At 54.9% G+C, this 25,410-nt stretch carries 22 protein-coding genes and 3 tRNA genes; 21 read left to right on the forward strand and 4 right to left on the reverse strand.

The window, feature by feature from the left end; translation table 11 throughout:
* Nucleotides 1-104: 104 nt before the first annotated feature.
* The 18 genes from sucA (at nucleotide 105) to BM323_RS18055 (ending at nucleotide 16,372) form a co-directional block, all read left to right on the forward strand.
* Complete coding sequence (gene sucA / locus BM323_RS17970) at nucleotides 105-2,912, forward strand: 2-oxoglutarate dehydrogenase E1 component (protein WP_008107371.1); 2,808 nt, start codon at nucleotides 105-107, stop codon at nucleotides 2,910-2,912.
* Between the two features lie 15 nt (nucleotides 2,913-2,927).
* Nucleotides 2,928-4,151: a 2-oxoglutarate dehydrogenase complex dihydrolipoyllysine-residue succinyltransferase gene (gene odhB, locus BM323_RS17975; RefSeq protein ID WP_008107373.1), complete on the forward strand. Its 1,224-nt coding sequence runs from the start codon at nucleotides 2,928-2,930 to the stop codon at nucleotides 4,149-4,151.
* A gap of 60 nt (nucleotides 4,152-4,211) precedes the next feature.
* Nucleotides 4,212-5,378: an ADP-forming succinate--CoA ligase subunit beta gene (gene sucC / locus BM323_RS17980; protein ID WP_007890646.1), complete on the forward strand. Its 1,167-nt coding sequence runs from the start codon at nucleotides 4,212-4,214 to the stop codon at nucleotides 5,376-5,378.
* Nucleotides 5,378-6,253 carry a succinate--CoA ligase subunit alpha gene (sucD, locus tag BM323_RS17985; RefSeq protein WP_008107375.1) on the forward strand — a complete coding sequence of 292 codons (876 nt, stop codon included), beginning with the start codon at nucleotides 5,378-5,380 and terminating at the stop codon, nucleotides 6,251-6,253. The genes sucC and sucD overlap by 1 nt, the downstream gene beginning before the upstream one ends.
* Before the next feature lie 661 nt (nucleotides 6,254-6,914).
* Nucleotides 6,915-8,486 carry a cytochrome ubiquinol oxidase subunit I gene (gene cydA, locus BM323_RS17990; RefSeq protein ID WP_008107377.1) on the forward strand — a complete coding sequence of 524 codons (1,572 nt, stop codon included), beginning with the start codon at nucleotides 6,915-6,917 and terminating at the stop codon, nucleotides 8,484-8,486.
* An 11-nt stretch (nucleotides 8,487-8,497) separates the two neighbouring features.
* Entirely contained in the window at nucleotides 8,498-9,637 is a 1,140-nt protein-coding gene (cydB, locus tag BM323_RS17995; RefSeq protein WP_008107378.1) for a cytochrome d ubiquinol oxidase subunit II, read from the forward strand.
* A 15-nt stretch (nucleotides 9,638-9,652) separates the two neighbouring features.
* Nucleotides 9,653-9,766: a cytochrome bd-I oxidase subunit CydX gene (cydX, locus tag BM323_RS18000; RefSeq protein ID WP_007890642.1), complete on the forward strand. Its 114-nt coding sequence runs from the start codon at nucleotides 9,653-9,655 to the stop codon at nucleotides 9,764-9,766.
* Nucleotides 9,766-10,059: a cyd operon protein YbgE gene (gene ybgE / locus BM323_RS18005; RefSeq protein WP_008107381.1), complete on the forward strand. Its 294-nt coding sequence runs from the start codon at nucleotides 9,766-9,768 to the stop codon at nucleotides 10,057-10,059. The genes cydX and ybgE overlap by 1 nt, the downstream gene beginning before the upstream one ends.
* 198 nt (nucleotides 10,060-10,257) lie before the next feature.
* On the forward strand, nucleotides 10,258-10,662 hold the full coding sequence (gene ybgC / locus BM323_RS18010; protein WP_008107385.1) for a tol-pal system-associated acyl-CoA thioesterase: 405 nt from the start codon (nucleotides 10,258-10,260) through the stop codon (nucleotides 10,660-10,662).
* Nucleotides 10,659-11,345: a Tol-Pal system protein TolQ gene (gene tolQ / locus BM323_RS18015; protein WP_008107387.1), complete on the forward strand. Its 687-nt coding sequence runs from the start codon at nucleotides 10,659-10,661 to the stop codon at nucleotides 11,343-11,345. The genes ybgC and tolQ overlap by 4 nt, the downstream gene beginning before the upstream one ends.
* A 13-nt stretch (nucleotides 11,346-11,358) precedes the next feature.
* Complete coding sequence (tolR, locus tag BM323_RS18020; RefSeq protein ID WP_008107389.1) at nucleotides 11,359-11,787, forward strand: colicin uptake protein TolR; 429 nt, start codon at nucleotides 11,359-11,361, stop codon at nucleotides 11,785-11,787.
* A gap of 25 nt (nucleotides 11,788-11,812) precedes the next feature.
* Nucleotides 11,813-13,090 carry a cell envelope integrity protein TolA gene (gene tolA, locus BM323_RS18025; protein ID WP_008107391.1) on the forward strand — a complete coding sequence of 426 codons (1,278 nt, stop codon included), beginning with the start codon at nucleotides 11,813-11,815 and terminating at the stop codon, nucleotides 13,088-13,090.
* Nucleotides 13,091-13,206: 116 nt separating this feature from the next.
* Nucleotides 13,207-14,502, forward strand: a complete 1,296-nt coding sequence (gene tolB, locus BM323_RS18030) for a Tol-Pal system beta propeller repeat protein TolB (RefSeq protein ID WP_008107394.1) — start codon at nucleotides 13,207-13,209, stop codon at nucleotides 14,500-14,502.
* Between the two features lie 64 nt (nucleotides 14,503-14,566).
* Nucleotides 14,567-15,082 (forward strand): peptidoglycan-associated lipoprotein Pal, encoded by a 516-nt coding sequence (pal, locus tag BM323_RS18035; protein ID WP_008107396.1) that lies wholly within the window; start codon nucleotides 14,567-14,569, stop codon nucleotides 15,080-15,082.
* 9 nt (nucleotides 15,083-15,091) lie between these two features.
* Entirely contained in the window at nucleotides 15,092-15,898 is an 807-nt protein-coding gene (gene cpoB / locus BM323_RS18040; RefSeq protein ID WP_008107398.1) for a cell division protein CpoB, read from the forward strand.
* Between the two features lie 166 nt (nucleotides 15,899-16,064).
* Nucleotides 16,065-16,140 (forward strand) — tRNA-Lys (locus BM323_RS18045).
* A gap of 53 nt (nucleotides 16,141-16,193) precedes the next feature.
* Nucleotides 16,194-16,269: transfer RNA gene (locus BM323_RS18050), tRNA-Lys, on the forward strand.
* Between the two features lie 27 nt (nucleotides 16,270-16,296).
* Nucleotides 16,297-16,372, forward strand: a tRNA-Lys gene (locus tag BM323_RS18055).
* Between the two features lie 362 nt (nucleotides 16,373-16,734).
* On the opposite strand, the gene BM323_RS18060 is transcribed toward BM323_RS18055, so the two are convergent.
* Nucleotides 16,735-18,201 carry an AlkA N-terminal domain-containing protein gene (locus tag BM323_RS18060; RefSeq protein WP_008109030.1) on the reverse strand — a complete coding sequence of 489 codons (1,467 nt, stop codon included), beginning with the start codon at nucleotides 18,199-18,201 and terminating at the stop codon, nucleotides 16,735-16,737.
* A 158-nt stretch (nucleotides 18,202-18,359) separates the two neighbouring features.
* Here BM323_RS18060 and BM323_RS18065 point away from each other — a divergent pair, with 158 nt between their 5' ends.
* The 3 genes from BM323_RS18065 (at nucleotide 18,360) to pnuC (ending at nucleotide 20,804) form a co-directional block, all read left to right on the forward strand.
* Nucleotides 18,360-18,857 (forward strand): methylated-DNA--[protein]-cysteine S-methyltransferase, encoded by a 498-nt coding sequence (locus tag BM323_RS18065; RefSeq protein ID WP_008109032.1) that lies wholly within the window; start codon nucleotides 18,360-18,362, stop codon nucleotides 18,855-18,857.
* A gap of 135 nt (nucleotides 18,858-18,992) precedes the next feature.
* The gene (gene nadA / locus BM323_RS18070) at nucleotides 18,993-20,054 is read left to right on the forward strand and encodes a quinolinate synthase NadA (protein WP_008109034.1); all 1,062 of its coding nucleotides are present in this window, start codon (nucleotides 18,993-18,995) and stop codon (nucleotides 20,052-20,054) included.
* 27 nt (nucleotides 20,055-20,081) lie between these two features.
* Complete coding sequence (gene pnuC, locus BM323_RS18075) at nucleotides 20,082-20,804, forward strand: nicotinamide riboside transporter PnuC (protein ID WP_008109035.1); 723 nt, start codon at nucleotides 20,082-20,084, stop codon at nucleotides 20,802-20,804.
* Here pnuC and zitB read toward each other — a convergent pair.
* From zitB to BM323_RS18090, 3 genes are read right to left on the reverse strand one after another with little or no spacing between them, the layout of a single operon-like run.
* Nucleotides 20,798-21,766: a CDF family zinc transporter ZitB gene (gene zitB / locus BM323_RS18080; RefSeq protein WP_008109037.1), complete on the reverse strand. Its 969-nt coding sequence runs from the start codon at nucleotides 21,764-21,766 to the stop codon at nucleotides 20,798-20,800. The genes pnuC and zitB overlap by 7 nt on opposite strands.
* A complete protein-coding gene (locus BM323_RS18085; RefSeq protein WP_036649683.1) occupies nucleotides 21,735-24,821 on the reverse strand; it encodes an ATP-binding protein in 3,087 nt (1,028 codons plus the stop codon). The genes zitB and BM323_RS18085 overlap by 32 nt, the downstream gene beginning before the upstream one ends.
* The gene (locus BM323_RS18090) at nucleotides 24,803-25,387 is read right to left on the reverse strand and encodes a response regulator transcription factor (RefSeq protein WP_008109041.1); all 585 of its coding nucleotides are present in this window, start codon (nucleotides 25,385-25,387) and stop codon (nucleotides 24,803-24,805) included. Before BM323_RS18090 ends, BM323_RS18085 begins: the two co-directional genes overlap by 19 nt.
* Between the last annotated feature and the right edge of the window lie 23 nt (nucleotides 25,388-25,410).

The following is a 25,410-nucleotide window of genomic DNA, read 5'->3' on the forward strand; positions in this document are numbered from 1 at the left end:
GCCGGTAGCGCACAGGTTCGTATCGCTGAACTCACTACGGCAAGCCGCGTAAGCGGTAAAAAATGAAACCTCATAAAAAGCAGATTAATGCTTAAGGGATCACAATGCAGAACAGCGCGATGAAACCCTGGCTGGACTCCTCCTGGCTGGCCGGCGCGAACCAATCTTACATAGAGCAACTCTATGAGGATTTCCTGACCGATCCTGACTCAGTTGATGACATGTGGCGCGAGCTGTTCCAACAGCTGCCGGGCACTGGCGTGAAACCTGAGCAATTTCACTCCACCACGCGTGATTACTTCCGCCGCCTGGCTAAAGACGCCACGCGTTACACATCAACCGTGACCGATCCGGCAACCAACTCCAAACAGGTTAAAGTGCTGCAGCTGATTAATGCGTTCCGCTTCCGCGGCCATCAGCATGCAAACCTCGATCCGCTTGGCCTGTGGAAACAGGACACGGTAGCCGACCTCGATCCGGCTTATCACGATCTGACCGACGCCGATTTTCAGGAAAGCTTTAACGTAGGTTCTTTTGCTATCGGCAAAGAGACTATGAAGCTGGCCGATCTGTTTGCGGCGCTGCAGCAGACTTACTGTGGCTCGATTGGTGCAGAGTACATGCACATCAACAACACCGATGAGAAGCGCTGGATTCAGCAGCGTCTGGAATCGGTGGTGGGCCACGCGTCTTTCAGCAGCGACGAGAAAAAAGGTTTCCTGAAAGAGCTGACTGCGGCAGAAGGCCTGGAAAAATATCTGGGCGCGAAATTCCCAGGTGCGAAGCGCTTCTCGCTGGAAGGCGGTGATGCGCTGGTGCCAATGCTGCGCGAGATGATTCGTCACGCTGGCAAGAGCGGTACGCGCGAAGTGGTGCTGGGTATGGCGCACCGCGGTCGTCTGAACGTACTGATCAACGTGTTAGGTAAGAAGCCGCAGGATCTGTTTGACGAATTCTCCGGCAAGCACAAAGAACACCTCGGCACCGGCGACGTGAAGTACCACATGGGCTTCTCGTCTGACGTGGAAACCGAAGGCGGCCTGGTGCATCTGGCGCTGGCGTTCAACCCATCGCATCTGGAAATCGTGAGCCCGGTAGTAATGGGTTCGGTGCGTGCGCGTCTGGATCGTCTGGCTGAGCCAAGCAGCAACAAAGTTCTGCCAATCACCATTCACGGTGATGCCGCAGTGATTGGCCAGGGCGTGGTGCAGGAAACCCTGAACATGTCGCAGGCGCGTGGTTACGAAGTGGGCGGTACCGTTCGCATCGTGATTAACAACCAGGTTGGTTTCACCACCTCCAACCCGAAAGATGCGCGTTCTACGCCGTACTGTACTGATATCGGCAAGATGGTGCTGGCACCGATTTTCCACGTTAACGCGGACGATCCAGAAGCGGTGGCGTTTGTGACTCGCCTGGCGCTGGATTATCGCAACACCTTTAAACGTGATGTGTTTATCGATCTGGTGTGCTACCGCCGTCACGGCCACAACGAAGCCGACGAGCCAAGTGCAACTCAGCCGTTGATGTACCAGAAAATCAAAAAGCATCCAACGCCGCGTAAAATCTACGCCGATCAGCTGGAAAGCGAAGGTGTTGCGACCACCGAAGATGCCACCGAGATGGTTAACCTGTACCGCGACGCGCTGGATGAAGGCGAATGCGTGGTGCCGGAATGGCGTCCGATGAGCCTGCATTCATTCACATGGTCGCCGTATCTGAACCACGAGTGGGATGAAAGCTACCCGGCAACCGTGGAACTGAAACGCCTGCAGGAACTGGCGCGCCGCATCAGCAGCGTACCGGAATCGGTAGAAGTGCAGTCTCGCGTGGCCAAGATCTACAACGATCGCAAAGAGATGGCTGAAGGCAACAAAGCGTTCGACTGGGGCGGTGCTGAAAACCTCGCTTACGCCACGCTGGTTGACGAAGGAATTCCGGTACGTCTTTCCGGTGAAGATACCGGTCGCGGTACCTTCTTCCACCGTCATGCGGTGATCCACAACCAGACCAACGGCTCAACCTACACGCCGCTGCACCATGTCCATAACGGTCAGGGTCAGTTCAAAGTGTGGGATTCCGTGCTGTCTGAAGAAGCGGTACTGGCCTTCGAATACGGTTACGCCACCGCAGAACCGCGCGTGTTGACCATTTGGGAAGCGCAGTTCGGCGACTTCGCCAACGGTGCGCAGGTAGTGATCGACCAGTTCATCAGCTCCGGCGAGCAGAAATGGGGCCGTATGTGTGGCCTGGTCATGTTGCTGCCGCACGGTTATGAAGGTCAGGGTCCTGAGCACTCGTCAGCGCGTCTGGAGCGTTATCTGCAACTCTGTGCTGAACAGAATATGCAGGTATGCGTGCCTTCAACGCCAGCGCAGGTTTACCACATGCTGCGTCGTCAGGCGCTGCGCGGTATGCGCCGTCCGCTGATCGTCATGTCACCAAAATCACTGCTGCGTCATCCGCTGGCGATTTCCAGCCTGGAAGAGTTGGCCACTGGCAGCTTCCAGCCGGCGATTGGTGAGATCGACGATCTCGATCCGCAGCAGGTTAAACGCGTCGTACTGTGTTCGGGCAAGGTTTATTACGATCTGCTGGAGCAGCGTCGTAAAAACGAGCAGACCGACGTGGCTATCGTGCGTATCGAACAACTCTATCCGTTCCCGCACAAAGTCGTGCAGGACGTATTGAAAAACTATGCTCATGTGCAGGATTTCGTGTGGTGTCAGGAAGAGCCACTGAATCAGGGCGCATGGTATTGCAGTCAGCATCATTTCCGCGAAGTGGTTCCATTTGGTGCGTCACTGCGTTATGCAGGCCGTCCGGCTTCTGCTTCACCGGCCGTGGGCTACATGTCCGTACATCAAAAACAGCAGCAAGACCTGGTTAATGACGCGCTGAACCTTGGTTAATAAAAAGGAAAGAAAATGAGTAGCGTAGAAATTCTCGTTCCCGATTTGCCTGAATCCGTAGCGGACGCAACGGTTGCAACCTGGCACAAAAAACCCGGCGACTCCGTGAGCCGCGATGAAGTACTGGTAGAGATTGAAACTGACAAAGTGGTGCTGGAAGTGCCTGCTTCAGCGGACGGCATTCTGGAAGCCGTGCTGGAAGATGAAGGCGCTACCGTCACTTCTCGTCAGATTCTGGGCCGTCTGAAAGAGGGCAACAGCGGCGGGAAAGAGACTGCGGCAAAAGCGGAAAGCAAAGAGTCTACACCAGCACAGCGTCAAACCGCTTCTCTGGAAGAAGAGAGCAACGATGCGCTCAGCCCAGCGGTTCGCCGTCTGATTGCTGAAAACAACCTCGATGCCAGCCAGATCAAAGGCACCGGCGTTGGCGGCCGTCTGACGCGTGAAGATGTGGAAAAACATCTGGCGAAGAAAGCCGACGGTGGCAAAGCCGCACCAGCGCCAGCTGCTGCTGCTGCACCGCAGGCCGCTGTGGCTAACCGCAGCGAAAAACGCGTACCGATGACGCGTCTGCGTAAGCGTGTTGCCGAGCGTCTGCTGGAAGCGAAAAACAGCACCGCGATGTTGACCACGTTCAACGAAATCAACATGAAGCCAATCATGGACCTGCGCAAACAGTACGGCGACGCGTTCGAGAAGCGTCACGGCGTGCGTCTGGGCTTCATGTCCTTCTATATCAAAGCGGTGGTTGAAGCGCTGAAACGCTTCCCGGAAGTGAACGCGTCGATTGATGGCGAAGATGTGGTTTACCACAACTATTTCGATGTGAGCATTGCGGTTTCTACGCCGCGTGGTCTGGTAACGCCAGTGCTGAAAGATGTTGATGCGCTGAGCATGGCCGACATTGAGAAGAAAATTAAAGAGCTGGCGGTGAAAGGCCGTGACGGCAAGTTGACGGTTGAAGAGTTGACCGGCGGTAACTTCACCATCACCAACGGTGGTGTGTTTGGTTCGCTGATGTCTACGCCAATCATCAACCCACCGCAGAGCGCGATTCTGGGCATGCACGCCATCAAAGATCGCCCAATGGCGGTCAATGGTCAGGTAGTGATTCTGCCAATGATGTATCTGGCGCTCTCTTACGATCACCGTTTGATTGATGGTCGTGAATCCGTTGGCTATCTGGTCGCGGTGAAAGAGATGCTGGAAGATCCAGCTCGCCTGCTGCTGGACGTCTAATTTCGCCGGGCGCGCGGTGTGAAGGCGCGCCCAAACTCATACCTGAATGGATAGAACATCATGAATTTACATGAATACCAGGCGAAGCAGCTGTTTGCACGCTATGGCATGCCAGCACCGACAGGCTACGCCTGCACCACGCCACGTGAAGCTGAAGAAGCCGCGTCTAAAATCGGCGCAGGTCCGTGGGTAGTGAAATGTCAGGTTCATGCCGGTGGCCGCGGTAAAGCGGGTGGCGTGAAAGTAGTTAACAGCAAAGAAGACATTCGTGCTTTTGCTGAGCATTGGCTGGGCAAACGTCTGGTGACCTATCAAACTGATGCGCACGGTCAGCCGGTAAACCAGATTCTGGTTGAAGCCGCGACTGATATCGATCAGGAGCTGTATCTGGGTGCGGTTGTTGACCGTGCGACTCGTCGTGTGATCTTCATGGCCTCGACTGAAGGCGGTGTTGAGATTGAGAAAGTGGCAGAAGAAACGCCACACTTGATCCACAAAATGGCGCTGGATCCATTAGCGGGTCCACAGCCGTATCAGGGCCGCGAGTTGGCGTTCAAACTTGGCCTGACCGGTAAGCAAGTTAGCCAGTTCACCAAAATCTTTATGGGTCTGGCGACCATGTTCCTCGAGCGCGATCTGGCGATGGTTGAGATCAACCCGCTGGTGATCACCAAGCAGGGCGACCTGATCTGCCTCGATGGCAAACTGGGTGCAGACGGTAACGCACTGTTCCGTCAGCCGGAACTGCGTGAAATGCGCGATCCAAGCCAGGAAGATCCACGTGAAGCACATGCAACGCAGTGGGAACTGAACTACGTTGCGCTGGATGGCAACATCGGCTGTATGGTAAACGGCGCCGGTCTGGCAATGGGCACCATGGACATCGTGAAACACCACGGTGGTGAGCCAGCAAACTTCCTGGACGTTGGCGGCGGCGCAACCAAAGAGCGCGTGACCGAAGCCTTCAAAATCATCCTGTCTGACGATGCGGTAAAAGCCGTGTTCGTTAACATCTTCGGCGGCATCGTACGTTGCGACCTGATCGCAGACGGCATCATCGGTGCAGTGGCAGAAGTGGGTGTGAACGTACCAGTTGTGGTACGTCTGGAAGGTAACAACGCCGAGCTGGGCGCTAAGAAACTGGCGGACAGCGGTCTGAACATCATTGCAGCAACCAGCCTGACAGACGCTGCACAGCGTGTTGTAGCTGCAGCGGAGGGTAAATAATGTCCATTTTGATCGACAAAAACACCAAAGTCATTTGCCAGGGTTTCACCGGTGGTCAAGGGACGTTCCACTCTGAGCAGGCGCTGGCCTATGGTACGCAGCTGGTTGGCGGTGTAACGCCAGGCAAAGGTGGCACCACGCATCTCGGCCTGCCGGTGTTCAACACCGTGCGTGAAGCAGTAGAAGCGACCGGCGCAACCGCCACCGTTATCTACGTTCCGGCGCCGTTCTGCAAAGACGGTATTCTGGAAGCGATCGATGCGGGCATCAAACTGATCATCACCATCACCGAAGGTATCCCAACGCTGGATATGCTGACCGTGAAAGTGAAGCTGGATGAAGCTGGCGTACGTATGATCGGCCCGAACTGCCCAGGCGTGATCACGCCAGGCGAATGTAAGATCGGTATCATGCCGGGCCACATTCACCAGCCAGGCCGCGTCGGTATCGTATCGCGTTCAGGTACGCTGACTTATGAAGCCGTTAAGCAGACCACTGACATCGGCTACGGCCAGTCAACCTGCGTAGGTATCGGTGGCGACCCGATCCCAGGCTCTAACTTCATCGACATCCTGAAACTGTTCCAGGAAGATCCACAGACCGAAGTGATCGTGATGATCGGTGAGATCGGTGGTAGCGCGGAAGAAGAAGCAGCAGCCTACATCAAAGCACACGTGACCAAGCCGGTTGTCGGCTACATCGCGGGTGTGACTGCACCGAAAGGCAAACGTATGGGCCACGCAGGCGCCATCATTGCCGGTGGTAAAGGTACTGCTGATGAGAAATTCGCTGCGCTGGAAGCGGCCGGTGTGAAAACCGTACGCAGCCTGGCAGACATTGGCGACGCGGTTAAAGCGGTTCTGCCAATCAAATAAGCCAGTTTTGACTGACATTAAAAAGCCACCTTCGGGTGGCTTTTTTTTGGTAATAACCCGCCGAAAACAGGGGCAAAAAGCGTAACGGTTTCAAAAACAGCGGCTATGCTTACTCTGTCATCAGGGTAAAGAAGGGAAAAGACGCTGGATCTTCGTCAAACAATTGACACACGGCTTTCCAGATCGAGGTTAAATAATTGCGGAAAAGGTAATTATATTCTTAATTATATGATGATGTTGTGACATCTAATTAACAACCACTTTAACACTACATATCTGGAAATTTATTGTCTTAATCCAGATCAATAAATAGCGAGTTATAGGAAACTTTACCGCTAGCAAAACAGCGACTAACCGGTATAAATTGCGCTGCATCAATTCAGTCTTCGTCATAATTTTTCAGGAGTTTGTGCCAGGCGTTGTTATATCAATTCTGCCGCCTCCTCATTCCACTCCTGCTTAAAATTGACTGAAAAGATCGGTTTTTAAGGGAATTTCATCACTGTTACTCGCCTTCTTCGAGCAACAGCTTTCTCTGTTCTATCAGTAACAAAACTGGAATCAATAATCAGTCGTTCCTGAATCTTATTCTGCGCGTCAATGTCTGTTGTTTGCCGTTGTCATCCGCAGGGGAAGTTCATGCGAGGAGCAAGGAGTCATCATGTTAGATATTGTCGAGCTGTCGCGTTTACAGTTTGCCCTGACGGCGATGTACCATTTCCTGTTCGTGCCATTAACGCTGGGTATGGCGTTTTTATTGGCGATCATGGAAACCGTATATGTCCTGACGGGGAAACAAATTTATAAAGATATGACCAAGTTCTGGGGCAAGTTGTTTGGTATCAACTTTGCGCTCGGCGTGGCTACCGGCCTGACCATGGAATTCCAGTTCGGTACCAACTGGTCATATTACTCACATTACGTCGGCGATATCTTCGGTGCGCCGCTCGCCATTGAAGGCTTAATGGCGTTCTTCCTCGAATCCACCTTTGTTGGCCTGTTCTTCTTCGGCTGGGATCGCCTCGGCAAGGTGCAACACCTTGCGGTGACCTGGCTGGTGGCGCTCGGTTCCAACATGTCCGCGCTGTGGATTCTGGTGGCGAATGGCTGGATGCAAAACCCGATTGCTTCCGAGTTCAATTTTGAAACCATGCGTATGGAGATGCTGAGCTTCTCCGAGCTGGTGCTAAACCCGGTTGCGCAGGTGAAGTTTGTGCATACCGTGGCCGCTGGCTACACCACAGGTGCGATGTTCATCCTTGGTATTAGCGCATGGTATCTGCTAAAAGGGCGCGATATTGCTTTCGCTAAACGCTCCTTTGCTATCGCAGCCAGCTTCGGTATGGCGGCGATTTTGTCGGTGATCGTGCTGGGTGACGAATCTGGTTATGAAATCGGCGACGTGCAGAAAACCAAGCTGGCGGCGATTGAAGCGGAATGGGAAACCCAACCGGCTCCTGCTGCGTTTACGCTGTTTGGTATTCCGGATCAGGAGACGCAGGAAAACAAATATGCGATTCAGATTCCGTATCTGCTCGGGTTGATCGCTACACGTTCAGTCGATACGCCAGTCACCGGTTTGAAAGATCTGCTGGCGCAGCATGAAGTGCGCATTCGTAACGGCATGAAAGCGTACGCGCTGCTGAACGAACTGCGCGGTGGTAGCAAAGATCCTGCGGTGCGCAGCGAGTTTGAAGCCAGCAAAAAGGATCTCGGTTATGGCCTGCTGCTGAAGCGCTATACGCCGGATGTGGCTAACGCCAGCGAAGAGCAGATCCATAAAGCCACGCAGGATTCGATCCCACGCGTTGCACCGCTGTACTTCGCCTTCCGCATCATGGTGCTGGGCGGCGTGCTGATGTTGGGCATCATTGCATTCTCCTTCTGGAGCGTCATACGTAACCGTATTGGTAAGTCGCGCTGGTTACTGAAAGCCGCGTTGTACGGCATTCCATTGCCATGGATTGCGATTGAAGCGGGTTGGTTCGTTGCTGAGTATGGTCGCCAGCCGTGGGCAATTGGTGAGGTGCTGCCAACCGCTGTCGCTAACTCCTCATTGACCGTCGGCGATCTGCTGTTCTCAATGACGCTGATTTGCGGTCTCTACACCTTGTTCCTCGTGGCGGAAATGTACCTGATGTTCAAGTTCGCGCGCCTCGGTCCAAGCAGCCTGAAAACCGGCCGCTATCATCATGAAACGCTGAAGACATCATCTCAGCCGGCGCGTGGATAAGGAGAGCGACCATGTTTGATTACGAAGTATTGCGCTTTGTCTGGTGGCTGCTGATTGGCGTGTTGCTGATTGGTTTCGCGGTCACCGATGGCTTTGATATGGGCGTCGGTATGCTGACCCGCATTTTGGGTCGTACCGATACCGAACGTCGCATCATGATTAACAGCATTGCGCCGCACTGGGACGGAAACCAGGTTTGGCTGATCACCGCCGGTGGCGCGCTGTTCGCCGCCTGGCCAATGGTGTATGCCGCTGCGTTCTCCGGCTTCTATGTGGCGATGATTCTGGTGCTGGCTTCACTGTTCTTCCGTCCGGTTGGTTTTGATTACCGTTCGAAGATTGAAGATATGCGCTGGCGCGGCATGTGGGATTGGGGCATTTTCATCGGCAGCTTTGTCCCGCCGCTGGTGATTGGCGTGGCGTTCGGCAATCTGCTGCAAGGCGTGCCGTTCCATGCTGACGAATATTTGCGCCTGTTCTATACCGGTAACTTCTTCCAACTGCTGAATCCGTTTGGCTTGCTGGCGGGCGTGGTGAGTGTGGCGATGATCCTGACGCAGGGCGCAACCTATCTGCAGATGCGTACTGCCGGTGAGTTGCACGTCCGCAGCCGCAGCACCGCGCAAATCTCGGCGCTGGTGATGATGGTGTGCTTCATCCTTGCCGGCGTGTGGGTGAAATACGGTATTGATGGTTATGTGCTGAAAAGCGTTATCGATCATCACGCCGCATCCAACCCGTTGGGTAAAGATGTGGTGCGTGAAGCGGGCGCATGGATGGTGAACTTCGAGCAGATGCCAGTATTGTGGCTGTTCCCGCTGTTGGGCGTGGTGTTACCGCTGCTGACCATTCTCTTTTCGCGTATCGAGAAGGGCGCTCTGGCGTTTATCTCTTCTTCACTGACCTTAGCTTGCGTGATCATGACTGCTGGGATTGCGATGTTCCCGTTCATCATGCCATCCAGCACCGTGCCAGGCATCAGCCTGACGATGTGGGATGCCACGTCTAGCCTGCTGACGCTGAAAGTGATGACCATTGCCGCCATCATCTTTGTACCGATTATCCTGGCGTACACCGCCTGGTGTTATTACAAGATGTTTGGCCGTATCACCAAAGAACACATTGAGAGCAATACGCACTCCCTGTACTGATTAAGGAGATTGAGCATGTGGTATTTTGCCTGGATTCTTGGCACCTTGCTGGCCTGTGCGTTCGGTGTGATCACGGCGCTGGCGCTGGAGCATGTTGAAGAGAGCAGCGCCAAGGACGAGCAAGTCTGATGCGCACACTGATTCGGACGATGTATCGTCTGATGGACAAGGGCCCATTTCGGGCCCTTTCGTTAATTCTGGCACTGTGGCTGGCGGGATGCGTTATTTGGCAACCTTCACGCTTTGCTGCGCGTACAAGTGATTTGGCGATATGGCATGGATTGCTGCTGATTTGGGCTGTGTGTACCGGCGTGATTCACGGCACCGGATTCAGTCCACAACAAACGCGTTGGCAGGCTCTTTTCTCACCTCTGCCCGCACTGTTGATTTTGTTGGCAGGAATTTTTTGGTTCTACCATTAAGTCCAGGTTCAGGACTTAAAAACGCTGCATTTTCAGGCGCTGGCGTGAGGTTTTGTCAGCGCCCGGTCAAGAAACATCCTATAAATCCTTCCAGTTGTTAACCTGTGATAATTATTTTCGCGCGGCGTCAGCGGACCATTCCCAAGCCGATCTCACTTGCGTATAGTAGCAACGTTTAAAATGAGACCGGGATGTAGAGTGAGTACTACGCTGTTTCGCTGGCCGGTTCGTGTCTATTACGAAGACACCGATGCCGGTGGTGTGGTTTACCACGCCAGTTATCTTGCTTTCTATGAACGAGCACGTACCGAAATGTTGCGCCAGCACCATTTCAATCAGCAGGTCCTGTTGGAAGAGCAGGTGGCTTTTGTGGTACGACGCATGACGATCGATTTTGTTGCAGCTGCACGTCTGGACGATCTTTTGGAAATTCAAACAGAAGTGACCTCAATGACGCGTGCAACGATGACGTTCTCGCAGCGTATCGTGAATGCAGAAGGCAAAGTGCTAAATGAAGCAGAAGTCCTGATTGCCTGCATCAACCCACATCTAATGAAGCCAATTGCGCTTCCCAAGTCTATTGTCGCGGAGTTCAAGCAGTGACTGACATGAATGTTCTTGATTTGTTCCTGAAGGCGAGCCTTCTGGTCAAACTTATCATGTTGATTTTGATCGGCTTTTCTATTGCCTCATGGGCGATCATTATTCAGCGTACGCGCATTTTGAATGCGGCGGGGCGCGAAGCCGAAGCCTTTGAAGATAAGTTCTGGTCCGGTATTGAGCTGTCACGCCTGTATCAGGAAAGCCAGGGACGCCGCGATGAATTGAGCGGATCTGAGCAAATCTTCTATTCGGGTTTCAAAGAGTTTGCGCGCTTGCACCGTGCTAACAACCATGCGCCAGAAGCCGTGGTAGAGGGTGCGAGCCGTGCGATGCGTATCTCCTTCAATCGTGAACTGGAAACGCTGGAAACTCACATTCCTTTCCTTGGCACCGTTGGCTCAATCAGTCCGTATATCGGTCTGTTCGGTACGGTGTGGGGGATCATGCACGCCTTCATCGCCCTTGGTGCGGTAAAACAGGCGACGCTGCAGATGGTTGCACCGGGTATTGCCGAAGCGTTGATCGCGACCGCAATCGGTCTGTTTGCGGCCATTCCTGCCGTTATGGCGTACAACCGTCTGAACCAGCGCGTCAACAAGCTGGAACAGGGCTACGACAACTTTATGGAAGAGTTCACGGCTATCCTGCATCGTCAGGCTTTCTCCAACGACAACACGAAGTAAGTCGAGGTTTACGATGGCCAGAACCCGTGGTCGCGGTAAACGCGACCTTAAGTCGGAAATCAACATTGTTCCACTGCTGGACGTGCTGTTGGTGTTGCTGCTCATCTTTATGGCAACCGCGCCGATTATTACCCAGAGCGTGGAAGTGGATCTGCCGGATGCGACAGATTCAAAAACCGTCTCAACTGATGATAATCCACCGGTGATTGTTGAAGTGTCTGGTGTTGGCCAGTACAGCCTGGTGGTGGATCACGATCGTATGACGCAGTTGCCGCCGGAGCAGGTGGTGAGCGAAGCGCAGCGCCGGATTGAAGCCAATCCGAAAACGGTCTTCCTGATCGGCGGTGCGAAAGACGTCCCTTACGACGAAATCATCAAGGCGCTGAACCTGTTACATCAGGCTGGCGTGAAATCTGTCGGTTTGATGACGCAGCCGATTTAAAGCGAACCGTTTTTGGGAACCGAGTGTGTCGAAGGCAACCGAGCAGAACGACAAGTTAAAACGCGCAATAATCGTTTCGGTGATTCTGCACATCGTGCTGATCGCCTTACTGATTTGGAGCTCGTTTAACGAAAAAATCGAATCCAGCGGCGGTGGCGGTGGCAGTGATATTGACGCAGTGATGGTCGATTCAGGCGCCGTGGTTGAGCAGTATAACCGCCAGCAGAATCAGCAACGAGACAGTCAGCGCGCCGAGCAGCAGCGTCAGAAACAGTCGCAGCAGCAGGCCGAAGAGTTACAGCAGAAACAAGCTGCTGAGCAGCAGCGCCTGAAAGAGATGGAAAAAGAGCGCTTGCAGGCCCAGCAGGAAGCCAAAGAGCAGGCGAAGCAGCAGGCTGAGCAGCAGAAAGCCGCTGAAGCCGCCGCTAAGCAAGCGCAGGAACAGCAGAAAACTGCCGAAGCTGCCGCAGCGAAAGCCAAGGCCGATGCTAAAGCGGAAGCCGATGCGCAAGCAAAAGCGGCTGCTGACGCCAAAGCCAAAGCGGTAGAAGAAGCCAAGCAAGCCGCAGCTGACGCGAAGAAGAAAGCGGACGCGGAAGCCAAAGCTGCCGCTGCTGAAGCGGCCAAAGAGAAAGCGGCGCAGCAGGCAAAAGCGGCCGCAGAATCAAAAGCCAAAGCGGATGCTGAAGCCAAAGCTCAGGCTGCTGCCGATGCGAAGGCGAAAGCGGCTCAGGAAGCGAAAGAGGCGAAAGAGCAAGCGGCTGCTGAGGCAAAAGAAAAAGCTGCAACTGAAGCGAAAGAGAAGGCTGCAGCCGAGGCGAAAGCCAAGGCCGATGCAGCTGCGAAGGCCAAAGCGGATGCAAAAGCGAAAGCTGCTGCAGATGCCAAAAAAGCCGCCGCAGAAGCTGCGAAGAATGAAAATGCGGTTGATGACCTGTTAGGTGGTTTGTCTTCTGGTAAGAATGCACCGAAAAGCGGCACCGCATCGGGTGGCGCTGCAGGGCAGGGCAATCAGAAGAAGGCTGGCGCGTCAGGCGCAGATATCAATAATTATCTGGGGCAAGTGGTCGGCGCGATTCAGAGCCGTTTCTACGATGCTGATTTGTACAAAGGTAAAGAGTGCAACCTGCGCATCAAGCTGGCACCGGATGGTTTACTGATTGATGTTAAATCGGAAGGTGGCGATCCAGCCTTGTGTCAGGCAGCAATCGCTGCCGCGAAGCAGGCGCGTATTCCAAAGCCGCCTTCGCAGGCGGTGTATGAAGTGTTTAAAAACGCACCTATGCGTTTCAAACCAGAATAATGCAGTAACGTACGGCAGGTTGAACTATGGTTAGCTCGCCGTACTCTATAAGTACTCGTGTTTTTCAGGAACTGTGCGAATTATCATGAACCTCTGGTTCAGGTAAGGGAGAAAAAATGAAGCAGGCACTTCGTGTAACCTTAGGTTTTTTTGTACTGCTGTGGGCAGCAATGCTTCATGCAGAAGTCCGTATTGAAATTACGCAGGGCGTTAACACCGCACGCCCTATTGGTGTGGTACCGTTCCAATGGGCTGGCCCAGGCGCGGCACCAGAAGACATCGGCGGGATCGTTTCTGCTGACTTACGCAACAGCGGAAAATTCAATCCGCTCGATCGTTCTCGTCTGCCACAACAGCCAGCCAGCGCGCAGGAAGTTCAACCTGCCGCATGGAGCGCATTGGGTATTGATGCGGTCGTGGTCGGCCAAGTAACGCCAAATGCTGACGGCAGCTATCAAATTGCCTATCAGCTGGTGGATACCGGCGGCGCACCAGGCACCGTGCTGGCACAGAACTCTTATAAAGTGACTAAGCAGTGGCTGCGTTATGCAGCGCACACCGCCAGTGACGAAGTGTTCGAGAAGCTGACCGGCATTAAAGGCGCATTCCGTACCCGCATTGCCTATGTGGTGCAGACCAACGGCGGTCAGTTCCCGTATGAGCTGCGCGTATCGGATTACGATGGCTACAACCAGTTTGTGGTTCACCGTTCACCGCAGCCCTTGATGTCTCCGGCCTGGTCGCCAGATGGCAGCAAGGTGGCTTACGTAACCTTCGAAAGCGGCAAATCTGCGCTGGTTGTGCAGACGCTGTCTAACGGTGCAATCCGTCAGGTGGCTTCTTATCCACGTCACAACGGTGCGCCAGCCTTCTCACCAGACGGTTCTAAACTGGCCTTCGCGTTGTCGAAAACCGGTAGCCTGAACCTGTACGTGATGGATCTGGCTTCTGGTCAGACGCGTCAGGTGACGGATGGTCGCTACAACAGCACTGAACCGACGTGGTTCCCGGACAGCCAGACGCTGGCTTACACCTCGGATCAGGCCGGTGCGCCTCAGATTTATAAAGTTGGTATCAACGGCGGTGCGCCACAACGTATTACCTGGGAAGGTGCGCAAAACCAGGATGCGGATGTGTCAACCGACGGTAAAACTATGGTGATGATCAGCAGCGCCGGTGGCGCTCAGCATGTCGCCAAACAGGATCTGGTAACGGGAGCCGTTCAAACAATAACGGACACGTTCCTGGATGAAACGCCGAGTCTGGCGCCAAACGGCACAATGGTAATCTATAGCTCTACTCAGGGGATGGGTTCCGTGTTGCAGTTGGTTTCAACCGACGGGCGTTTCAAAGCGCGTCTTCCGGCAACTGATGGACAGGTCAAATTCCCTGCCTGGTCGCCGTATCTGTGATGCATAGATCCCCTGCACGGCGGGGGATTAAAATGTATGGCAAACAAAATAATAGGATAAAGAAATGCAACTGAACAAAGTGCTGAAGGGTTTGATGCTGGCTCTGCCGGTTATCGCAGTAGCTGCATGTAGCTCACACAAAAACAACAACAACGATCAGACTGGTATGGGCGCTAACGACGGTGCTTACGGTGCTGGTCAGAACGGTAACATGTCTTCTGACGAGCAAGCGCGCCTGCAGATGCAGCAGCTGCAGCAGAACAACATCGTTTACTTCGGTCTGGACAAGTATGACGTGGCTTCTGACTACGCTCAGATGCTGGATCAGCACGCTGCATTCCTGCGTGGCAACCCGTCTTACAAAGTGACCATCGAAGGTCACGCGGATGAGCGCGGTACTCCAGAATACAACATCGCCCTGGGCGAACGTCGTGCAAGCGCCGTTAAGATGTATCTGCAAGGCAAAGGCGTTTCTGCTGACCAGATGTCTATCGTTTCTTACGGTAAAGAAAAACCAGCTGTACTGGGTCATGACGAAGCGGCTTACGCTAAAAACCGTCGTGCCGTACTGGTTTACTAAGAAAATATCATGATGAGTAACTTCAGACTTCATCTGTTGAGTCTGTCGTTACTGGTTGGTTTAGCGGCCCCTTTGGGGGCTGCTAATGCCCAGGCGTCAATCAGTAGCGTTGGCTCAGGCTCGGTCGAAGACCGCGTCACCACTCTTGAACGTATCTCAAATGCCCAGGCTCAGCTTCTGCAGCAATTGCAGCAGCAGATGAGCGACAACCAAAGCGATATCGATTCGCTGCGCGGGCAAATCCAGCAAAACAGCTATCAGCTTAATCAGGTGATCGAGCGCCAGAAACAGCTTTATCAGCAAATCGACAGCCTCAGCTCCGGCAGTAACGGTGCGCAGGCCGGCGGTGGTGCGGATGCCGCTGCTGCGGGCGCTGCGGGTGCCGCAGCGGCTGATAGCGGTAGCAGCGATAACGCCAGTGCGGCCGCGCCAGCACAAACCGGCGATGCCAATACGGATTACAATGCTGCCGTTGCGCTGATTCTGGAGAAGAAGCAGTACGATCAGGCGATTACTGCCCTGCAGGCTTGGGTGAAGAAATATCCTGATTCTACCTATCAGCCGAATGCCAATTACTGGCTGGGTCAGCTGTATTACAACAAGGGTAAAAAAGACGATTCGGCCTATTATTTTGCCACTGTGGTAAAAAATTACGCGAAATCGCCAAAAGCTCCGGAAGCGCTGTTTAAGGTTGGCGTGATCATGCAAGAGAAGAACGACACGGCGAAAGCCAAGGCAGTCTTCCAGCAAGTGATCAAACAATTCCCAAATAGTGATTCTGCTAAGCAGGCGCAAAAACGTCTTGCCGGGTTGTAATTTGTGCTTAAAAGACCGGATTTCGTGTGATTTCTGGTCTTACAGCATGAAAGGTAAGCAATTGAGACATTTAGTGGAAAATAAGGGTTGCGCCCTCCCGCTAAATCAGTAATATATGCCGCCGTTGCCGGGACATATCTTAACAAGTATCGGCAGCACTGAAGATGGGTCGTTAGCTCAGTTGGTAGAGCAGTTGACTTTTAATCAATTGGTCGCAGGTTCGAATCCTGCACGACCCACCATCTCAACCCGTTGTAAGTGAGATGATTTCTTCAGTAAGCTTCACAACCTTGATGGGTCGTTAGCTCAGTTGGTAGAGCAGTTGACTTTTAATCAATTGGTCGCAGGTTCGAATCCTGCACGACCCACCATCAAGTAAAGGTTGTAAGCCCCACAGCGGGTCGTTAGCTCAGTTGGTAGAGCAGTTGACTTTTAATCAATTGGTCGCAGGTTCGAATCCTGCACGACCCACCAGTTATGTAGAAAGGCGCCCTAAAGGCGCCTTTTTGCTTTTCTACGTTTTAGAAAAAAATTCTAGCGATGTTGCTTTGGGATCGGTGCCGGGCTCTAAAAGGCGGGACGGATCGCGAAGACACAACACATCCCTGTGGATCGGCCTCGCCATCCATGGCTCGGACGCTTCGCTCCTTCCGCTCCCGCCTTTCAGAGCTTTCAGGCTCAAAAGTCGCTTCTAAAATTAGTGCACATTTTTGCATAAAGGCGGGGATAAGGGGCGGTGGAGTAAAGCTTCCGGCGCATGGATGCGCCGGCAGAGCCTACAGGGATGTATCCACGGCGACTTTACGCAACCGCCCCTTATTTCCGCCTGAAACGCACTATTCAGATTTCTTAACCGGCGTCAGACTTTTCCAGATATGCAGCACCGCATAGCTGCGCCACGGTCGCCAAACCTGCGATAACTGCTCCGCCACTTTGGCACTCACGCCGCCGAGGTTATTACGAATCGCAATATCTTCTTTGGGAAACGCATCAGGCCAACGCAGTGCGCGCATCGCGATATAACTTGCCGTCCACGGCCCTATGCCTTTTAGCGCCAGTAACTGCTGCTGAACCACGTCCGCATTCACCGCACCGTTAAAGCGCAATGCGCCAGAAGCACAGGCCTGCGCCAACGCCTGAATGGCATGTGAACGCGCACTGACAATGCCCAGGCTGGCGATATCATCGATGCTCGCCGCCGCCAGCGACTCCGCATTCGGCGGCAAACGTGAAAGTTCTGACCACGGCGTTACCAGCGGCTCACCAAAACGTTGTGCCATTCGGCTACTTAACGTGGTTGCCGCTTTCACCGTAACCTGCTGGCCGAGTATCGCGCGCACACCCAACTCAAAGCCGTCAAACGCACCAGGAACGCGTAGACCGGGAAAGCGCGACAAGCTCTCGGCTAAAAGCGGATCGTGGCTTAGATGCTCTGCTATGCGCTGTGGCTGTGCATCCAGGTCGAACAGGTCGCGCAGACGACGCAGCAAAGCGGGCAGCACCGGCGTCAGAGACGTTGTAAATTGCACCTTTAGCGACTGTTTCTCCGCAACATGGCTCACGCGCACCCAGCCGCGACAATTGCCCAGCGCCACGGTGCGGTGATAAATGCCCTCGTTTACCCATTCCACCTCCTTCATCACGCGCTGCTGCAGGAAATCGAGCATCGCATCCCAATCGTAAGGCGGCCGATAACTCAGGCGCAGTTCAGCGCTCTCCTGCGTGGTCTTCACGGCGTCGGGTTGATTCTGTTTACGCAAGCGGGAAGGTGTCATGCGATAGCGCGCCTGGAACACATCGTTAAAACGCCTCAGACTGCGAAAGCCGCTGGCATAAGCAATTTCTGTTACCGGGAGTGAGGTTTCCGTCAGAAGTTGCTTAGCGAGCAGCATACGACGTGTCTGACGCAGCTCTAAAGGCGATACCCCGAGCTCCTGCTGCACTACGCGACGTAATTGACGTTCACTCAGGTCAAACTCGCTAGCGATGTCTGCCAGCGTCTCCTGCTCTTCCAGCATGCCCTCTTCGATGCGGCGAATTAAACGATCGGCAATGCGGTGATGGCTATCCACCGGCGCAGAGCCGGGTGCCAGTTCCGGGCGGCAGCGTAAACACGGGCGGAAGTGCGCTTTCTCGGCGGCCTCTGCGCTGCTAAAAAACAGGCAGTTCTTCTGCATCGGCGCTTTCACCGGACAAATGGGGCGGCAATAGATGCCGGTGGATGTCACGCCAACAAAAAACAGCCCGTCGAAGCGGCTATCGCGCGACGTCAGCGCCTGGTAAGCAATTTCAGCATCAAACATCATCGTCTCCGGCAAATAAACGGCATGGTCGCGCAAGCTGAATGGGAAAACTCGCTGCTTTCGGACAGCTAACCAGTTTATGCTGATGACCGAAAACAGCCAGTTTCCTGCGGCGGAAATGCGATAATCGCCAGCAGAGATTAAGCCGGAGGTGCACCATGTATCATGCCAAAATCATCGCAACGCCCGTTGGTGAGCTCACGCTTGTTGCCACCGATAAGGGATTGTCGGCGATTCTGTGGGAAAACGAAGGGGCGCAGCGCGTGCCGCTGAAGCCGATCAGCCGTAACGATCAACATCCGATTCTGTGTGAGGCCGAACGCCAGCTGCGCGAATATTTCTCTGGCGAGCGTCAGCAGTTTGATATGCCGTACGATACTGTCGGCACCGAATTCCAGAAAAAAGTGTGGCAAGCACTCCTCACCATCCCATTTGGTGAAACGCGCAGCTACCTGCAAATCGCCGAGCAGATCGGCAATCCCAAAGCGGTGCGCGCCGTGGGCGCAGCTAACGGTAAAAACCCGCTATCGATTATGGCGCCGTGCCATCGCGTAATTGGCAGCAACGGCAAACTCACCGGTTTTGCGGGCGGGCTCAGCGTTAAAGCTTTCCTGCTGGAGCTGGAAAGCCCTCAAAAGAGCACATTGTTGCTTTAGAGCGCGCAAAAAAGAGACGACACTCTCGCGTAATTCCGCTATCGTGTTTAGCATATAAAACACGATGGCGGTTTTGATGCCGCATCATTGCCGTAAAAGGCAATTTTGTTAAATTGAGAAAACGAGAGCCGTGTCATGAGTCTGATGTTTGATCCTGAAAGCGCGATCTATCCTTTCCCGCCGAAACCGGCACGTCTCAGTGACGATGAAAAATCCCACTACAAAAACAAAATCAAACGCTTGCTGATAGAACGTGATGCGGTGATGGTGGCGCATTATTACACCGATCCCGAAATTCAGGCGCTGGCGGAAGAGACCGGCGGCTGCGTATCGGACTCACTGGAAATGGCGCGTTTCGGCAGCACACATTCCGCCAAAACCTTGCTGGTGGCGGGCGTGCGTTTTATGGGCGAAACCGCAAAAATTCTTAGCCCGGAAAAAACTGTGCTGATGCCCACCTTGCAGGCGGAATGCTCGCTCGATCTCGGTTGCCCGATTGAGGAATTTAACCGCTTCTGCGATCAGCATCCCGATCGCACCGTGGTGGTGTATGCCAACACCTCGGCGGCGGTGAAGGCGCGCGCAGATTGGGTCGTCACCTCAAGCATCGCGGTTGAGCTGATTGAACATCTCGACAGCCTCGGCGAGAAAATCATCTGGGCACCGGATCGCCATCTTGGCCGCTACGTCACGCAAAAATCCGGCGCAGATGTGCTGTGCTGGCAGGGCGCTTGTATCGTGCATGACGAATTCAAAACGCAGGCTTTGCAACGCATGAAGGCGCTCTATCCGGATGCGGCGGTGCTGGTGCATCCTGAATCGCCGCAGGCGATTGTCGATCTGGCTGATGCGGTGGGTTCCACCAGCCAGCTGATTCAGGCGGCGCAAAGCTTGCCGCATCCGCAGATGATCGTCGCTACCGATCGCGGCATCTTCTACAAAATGCAGCAGGCGGTGCCGAACAAAGAGTTGCTGGAAGCGCCAACCGCAGGCGAGGGCGCAACCTGCCGCAGCTGTGCGCACTGTCCGTGGATGGCGATGAACGGCCTGAAAGCGATTGCCGAAGGGCTGGAACGTGGCGGCAGCGAGCATGAAATCCATGTCGATGATGCGCTGCGCGAGGCCGCGTTGCTACCGCTCAACCGCATGCTATCCTTTGCTGCAGATCTCAAACTTAAAATCAAAGGGAATGCATGACGGGCTCCCGTTACACAGGCACCTTATATGGACTTCTTTAGCACGCAAAATATTCTGGTTCACATTCCGCTAGGCGTTGGCGGCTACGATCTCTCATGGATCGAAGCCGTTGGCACCATCGCTGGCTTGCTGTGTATCTGGCTCGCCAGCCTGGAAAAAATCATCAACTACTTTTTCGGGCTGATTAACGTCACGCTGTTCGCGGTGATCTTCTTCCAGATTCAGCTCTACGCCAGCTTATTGCTGCAGCTGTTTTTCTTCGTCGCCAACGTTTACGGCTGGTACGCGTGGAGTCGGCAAACCGCCAACAATGAAACTGAGCTGCAAATTCGCTGGCTGCCGCGCTCAAAAGCCTTGGGTTGGGGCGCGGCGTGCGTGGTGGCTATTGCTCTGATGACGCTTTATATCGATCCAGTGTTTGCCTTCCTGACCAAAACAGCGGTCGGCATCATGCAAAGCATGGGGCTTAACGTGGCGATGCCGCAGCTGCAGCCGGATGCTTTCCCGTTCTGGGATTCGTGCATGATGGTGTTGTCGATTGTGGCGATGATTCTCATGACGCGTAAATACGTTGAGAACTGGCTGCTGTGGGTGGTGATCAACGTCATAAGCGTGATGATTTTTGCGCGTCAGGGCGTTTATGCCATGTCACTGGAGTACGCGATTCTGACGCTGATTGCGCTTAACGGTTCGCGCCTGTGGATGCAAAGCGCACGCGAACATGGCTCGCGCGCGCTGTCACATCAGTGATGATGATGAGCATGACCTTCCAGCGCAGCATGATCGTGATGATCGTGCTGCGCGGCGCTGTTATCTAAACACAACTCGCAGTCCGGTCCGCTGCACGGCTGATACTCCATCTGCACCGTGGCGTGGGCAATCTGATAGTGCTCATGCAGATAATGGTGGATGCGCTTAAGCAGGCCGTCATGATCGTAAGGCGGAATCACCTGTACATGCAGCGTCAGCACCGGCTTTTCACCTACTTGCCATAAATGAACGTGGTGCACGTTACGCACTTCATCGATATTGCGCGTCAGCTCGCGCGAAAGTTTATCCGCGTTGATATTGTCCGGCGCACCTTCCAGCAGCTCATGCAGACTCTCGCGCAGCAGCGACCAGGCGCTGCGCACCACCAGCAATGACACCAGCAGCGACAGAATCGGATCTATCGGCGTCCAGCCGGTCAACATGATGATCACCGCCGCGACAATCGCACCGACCGAACCCAGCAAATCGCCCAGCACATGCAAAGCCGCCGCACGTACGTTGAGATTCTTCTCTTCGCTGCCGCGATGCAGCAGCCGGAACGACAGCAGATTGGCCAGCAAACCGGCAATGGCGATGCCGAGCATCAATCCGCCTGCTATTGGCTGTGGCTCGTAAAAGCGACGCAGCGCTTCCCAGACAATCAGCACCGTTATCACCAGCAGCGCAATGGCGTTGACGAATGCCGCTAAGGTGGTGAGGCGCAGCAAGCCGAAGGTATGGCGCGCGTTGGGTTTGCGCTGAGCAAATTGCACCGCAAGTAACGCCATCAGCAGTGCGGCGGCATCGGTCAACATATGTCCGGCATCGGCCAGCAGCGCCAGCGAGCCAGAAACCAGCCCGCCAATCACTTCCGCCACCATAAACAGCGCCGTTACGCCAAACGCCGCTGCCAGCCGCGTGCGGTTGCTGCTAGCTGCGCCGTGGGAATGAGTGTGTGCCATAATTTTCCAGTTGTTTAAGTAACCTGTTTGTTAAGGATATCAGTAAATTGAGATCATCAAGCGGCAACTGCTGCTGTTTGGTCTGCACAATCAACTGCTGACAGCGCTCGGCAACCTCATCCATCCCGAGCATCAACCAGCTGCCTTTCATGCGGTGCGCTGCCTGTTCCAGCGCTGACCAGTTTTGTTTATCGCGTGCGCTGATCAGCAAATCCCGATCCTGTTGCAGCGTGCGCTGCAAGGTCTGGCAGATGCGTGGAACAAACGCCTGATTATTCTGCGCCAAAATCAGCAAACTGTTTGGCAACAAATCCAGCGGATCTTTTATCGCGCGCGCCAGCAGCGGCGCCAGATGATCAAGCTCGATGGGTTTGAGCAGCAAGGCTTCATCGTCCTGCAGGGCGATTTTCAGCAACTGAACATCCGCAGAGCACAGCACGCGCAGCGTGGCGGTGCCGCGCTGGCGCTGTCGGCGGCGCAGAATGCGCAGCAGCGTTAAACCATCCGGGCGCGGCATCATCTGGTCGATAAACAGAATATCGAAGGCGCGCTGGGCATCGGCGCGCAGCAGCGCTCGGCCCTCTTCAAACACCTGCGCCTGCACACCAAAGTTCGCCAGCTGCTGCTGCATCACTAAAAGATTGGTCGGGTGATCGTCCACGATCGCTACGCGCAGCTGCGGATAATGTGGCCAGCTTGCTGTGCGCTCGGTTAACGGCTCTTCGCTCAGTATTAACGGCAACTGCACGCTGACCGTGGTGCCGCTGCCGGGCTCTGAAGTGAGCGTTAGCGTACCGCCCATCCGTTGCACAATCTCGCGACAGATAAACAAACCCAATCCGCTACCTTGTACCGCATGGCTTTTGCCGGATGGCGCCTGATACCACGGTTCAAACAGCTCTGCCTGCTCGTTAAGCGGAATGCCGCTGCCGGTATCGGCCACCGTCAGCTGGATATGCGCATCAACCGCCAGCGAAAGGCGCACTTCGCCTTCGCGGGTAAACTTCAGGGCGTTGGCGACCAAATTATTCACCACCTGCTGCAGGCGATCGCCATCCAGTAACACGCTGGCAGGCAACGGCGTCAGGGCTTCGGCAATCAGGTTTGGCCCGGCATCGCGCATCAAGGGATGATAGAACTGCTGCTGTTGCTGCAGCCAAAGTGTCAGATCGAGCGGACGCGGCGCCAAACGGAAGCTGTGGCTCTCAATACGTGCGTGATCCTGTAAGTCGTTTAGCAGCGCCATCAGCGAGCGCGCGCTGCTGTGCATCAAAGCCAGCCGTTCGCTCGGGTGCTGCTGCTGTTCCAGCTCCAGCAAACCGAGAATCGCCTGCATCGGCGTGCGCAATTCGTGGCTGGCGGTGGCGAGAAACTGGCTCTTGGCGGCATTGGCGCGTTCGGCCTGTTCACGCTGCAATCGATCACGACGCTGCTGCCAGTAACGACGCGCCAGCAAACCCAACAGCAACAGAATAATCACGCCAGCCGCGATCAAAATCATCAGCGGAATATTGCGCATCGCCATCGTGGTGCCGGGCTGCGGCGGCTGCGACCAGCTGACGCGCATCTGATTGAGCGTATCGGGCGGGATCTGCTGCAATGCATGGTCGAGCAGGGCGCGCAGCTCAGGCTGTTCAGCGCTTACCTGCGGTGCCAGCGGCCAGGCGATATCGCTGGCGGCAAATGCCAGATGCACACGATTATCTTCGTGGCTCGCCATGCGCCAGCGCGCGGACAGCACGTTATCCACCAGCGCATCAATCTGACCGCTATTCAGCGCTTGCCACAGCTGCGCACGGTCGTCGAACGGCTGTGGCGTAACGCCCGATGGCAGCAAACGTGAGGCGAGATCGTCGCGTAACACGCCCACGCGCTGGCCTTGTAGGGATTGCCAGTTCATCGGTTGATGGGTGGCAAGCGTGTAAATTCCCCAAATGGCGCGCCATACCGGCAAGGTGTTGCTGCCGGGATCGTCGCCATACAGCGGCTGTAACAGATTCAGCATTACCTGCTGTTGCTGCAAAAGCGTGGCGGCCTGCTGCGGATTGTTGACCCAGCGCGGGGTAAAACGCAGGCCGGTGCTTTGGCTTAAGGCGTTTAGCAGATCGATGCCGAAGCCGCGCGCATTGCCGTTGCTGTCGCGATAACTCCATGGCGCATTATCTGCCTCAACCGCATACGGAATCTCGTTGTGCTGCGCCAGCCACTGCTTTTCGCCAGCCGACAGCATCAATGTTTGCGTGTCCTGATAACGCAGCAGCGGCGGACTCCAGCGCTGCTGGACGCGACTGCTGAATTCGGCGGGAAGCAGGCGCAACTGGCTGTTAAGCCAGTGGATCAGTGCGGCATCGCGCGCCAGCGCACGTAACGTCAGTTCGCCCGCGCCGGGATCGGCGGTGATTTGGTAGATTTGTCCTTGCTGCAGCTGGCCCAGCAGGAAACCGGCGCTGGCTTCATCGGCGACCAGATAATCGCTCTGCTGATTGAGCAGCGCATACAGCGCCTGCAGATCGCCCGGCAAGGTATGCCAGCGATGCTGCTGGACAAATTCGGCGGGCAATTGCGCTAACGTCGCCTCGGCAATGGTGAGCTGCGCGGTATCGCTGTTGAACATCACCGCGCGCTGATTATCCCGGTTGCGATAGATACGAATCGGGCTGCTGTACCAGCTGTCGCTGAGCAGAACATCGGACGGCAGCTCGGCGTGTTGATTACTTAATACCAAATCCACCTCGCCGCGCTGCAAGGCTGCCAATTGCTGCGCGCGATCGGCATAGCTTTGCAGCGTGAAATGGGTACCTGTCAACTGGCTAAGCGCGCTGAGATAGTCGGCGTCGATGCCCCAGATGTGATCGCCAATGCGCATCGCCCAGGGCGCGCTGTTCTGTGCCGGCACCGCGACGCGCAAGGTTGCACCCGGCCACGGCTCAGCGTGCGGCGCTGGCATCATCGCGGGTAACATCACGCTGCTGGCGGGTTGCAGATCGGCTTTCGCCAGCACACTCAGCACCAACAGGCTGAGGAGCAGCCATATCCTCACTGCTGCGCTTTCCACAATTCAGCCAGTTCAACCACCGATTGCACGCCGGTTTTCTCCAGGATGTTCTTCTTGTGGGTGCTGACGGTTTTATTGCTGATGTGCAGCTGCTCGCCAATCTGCAGATTCGATAGTCCGCGCACCAGCAGCGCCACAATCTGCTGCTCCTTCTCGGTTAACGGCAGTTCGATACGCTCTGGCAGCGGCGGAAACGCCTGTTGTCCGCCGAGCACTGCCAGAATTGCACTCAGCAGTTGCGCCATGCTTTGGCTTTTCACCACGTAACCGGCGGCGCCCAACGACACTGCGCTGAGCAATGTGTGACGGCTCTGCTGCGCGGAATAGATCAACACAGGACAGTGCTGATTGCGCACGCGTAACCGGCGCAGCAGCTCAAGGCCGTCGCAATCGGGTAGGCCAATATCCAGCACAATTAAATCGATAGGATGTTGCTGCAGCAGTTGGCGTGCCTGGGCTTCGTCGCCAGCGGCGTGAATTTTCAGCGTGATGGGAGCGTTAACGCAAGCCGCTTCCAGTGCGACTTCAACTAACGGGTGATCATCAATAAGCAGCAATGAAGCCATGAATCAGTTCCTGTGAATTTCAT

The sequence above is a fragment of the Pantoea sp. YR525 genome (assembly GCF_900116775.1).
In the GTDB taxonomy this organism is placed as follows: Bacteria; Pseudomonadota; Gammaproteobacteria; order Enterobacterales; family Enterobacteriaceae; genus Pantoea; species Pantoea symbiotica.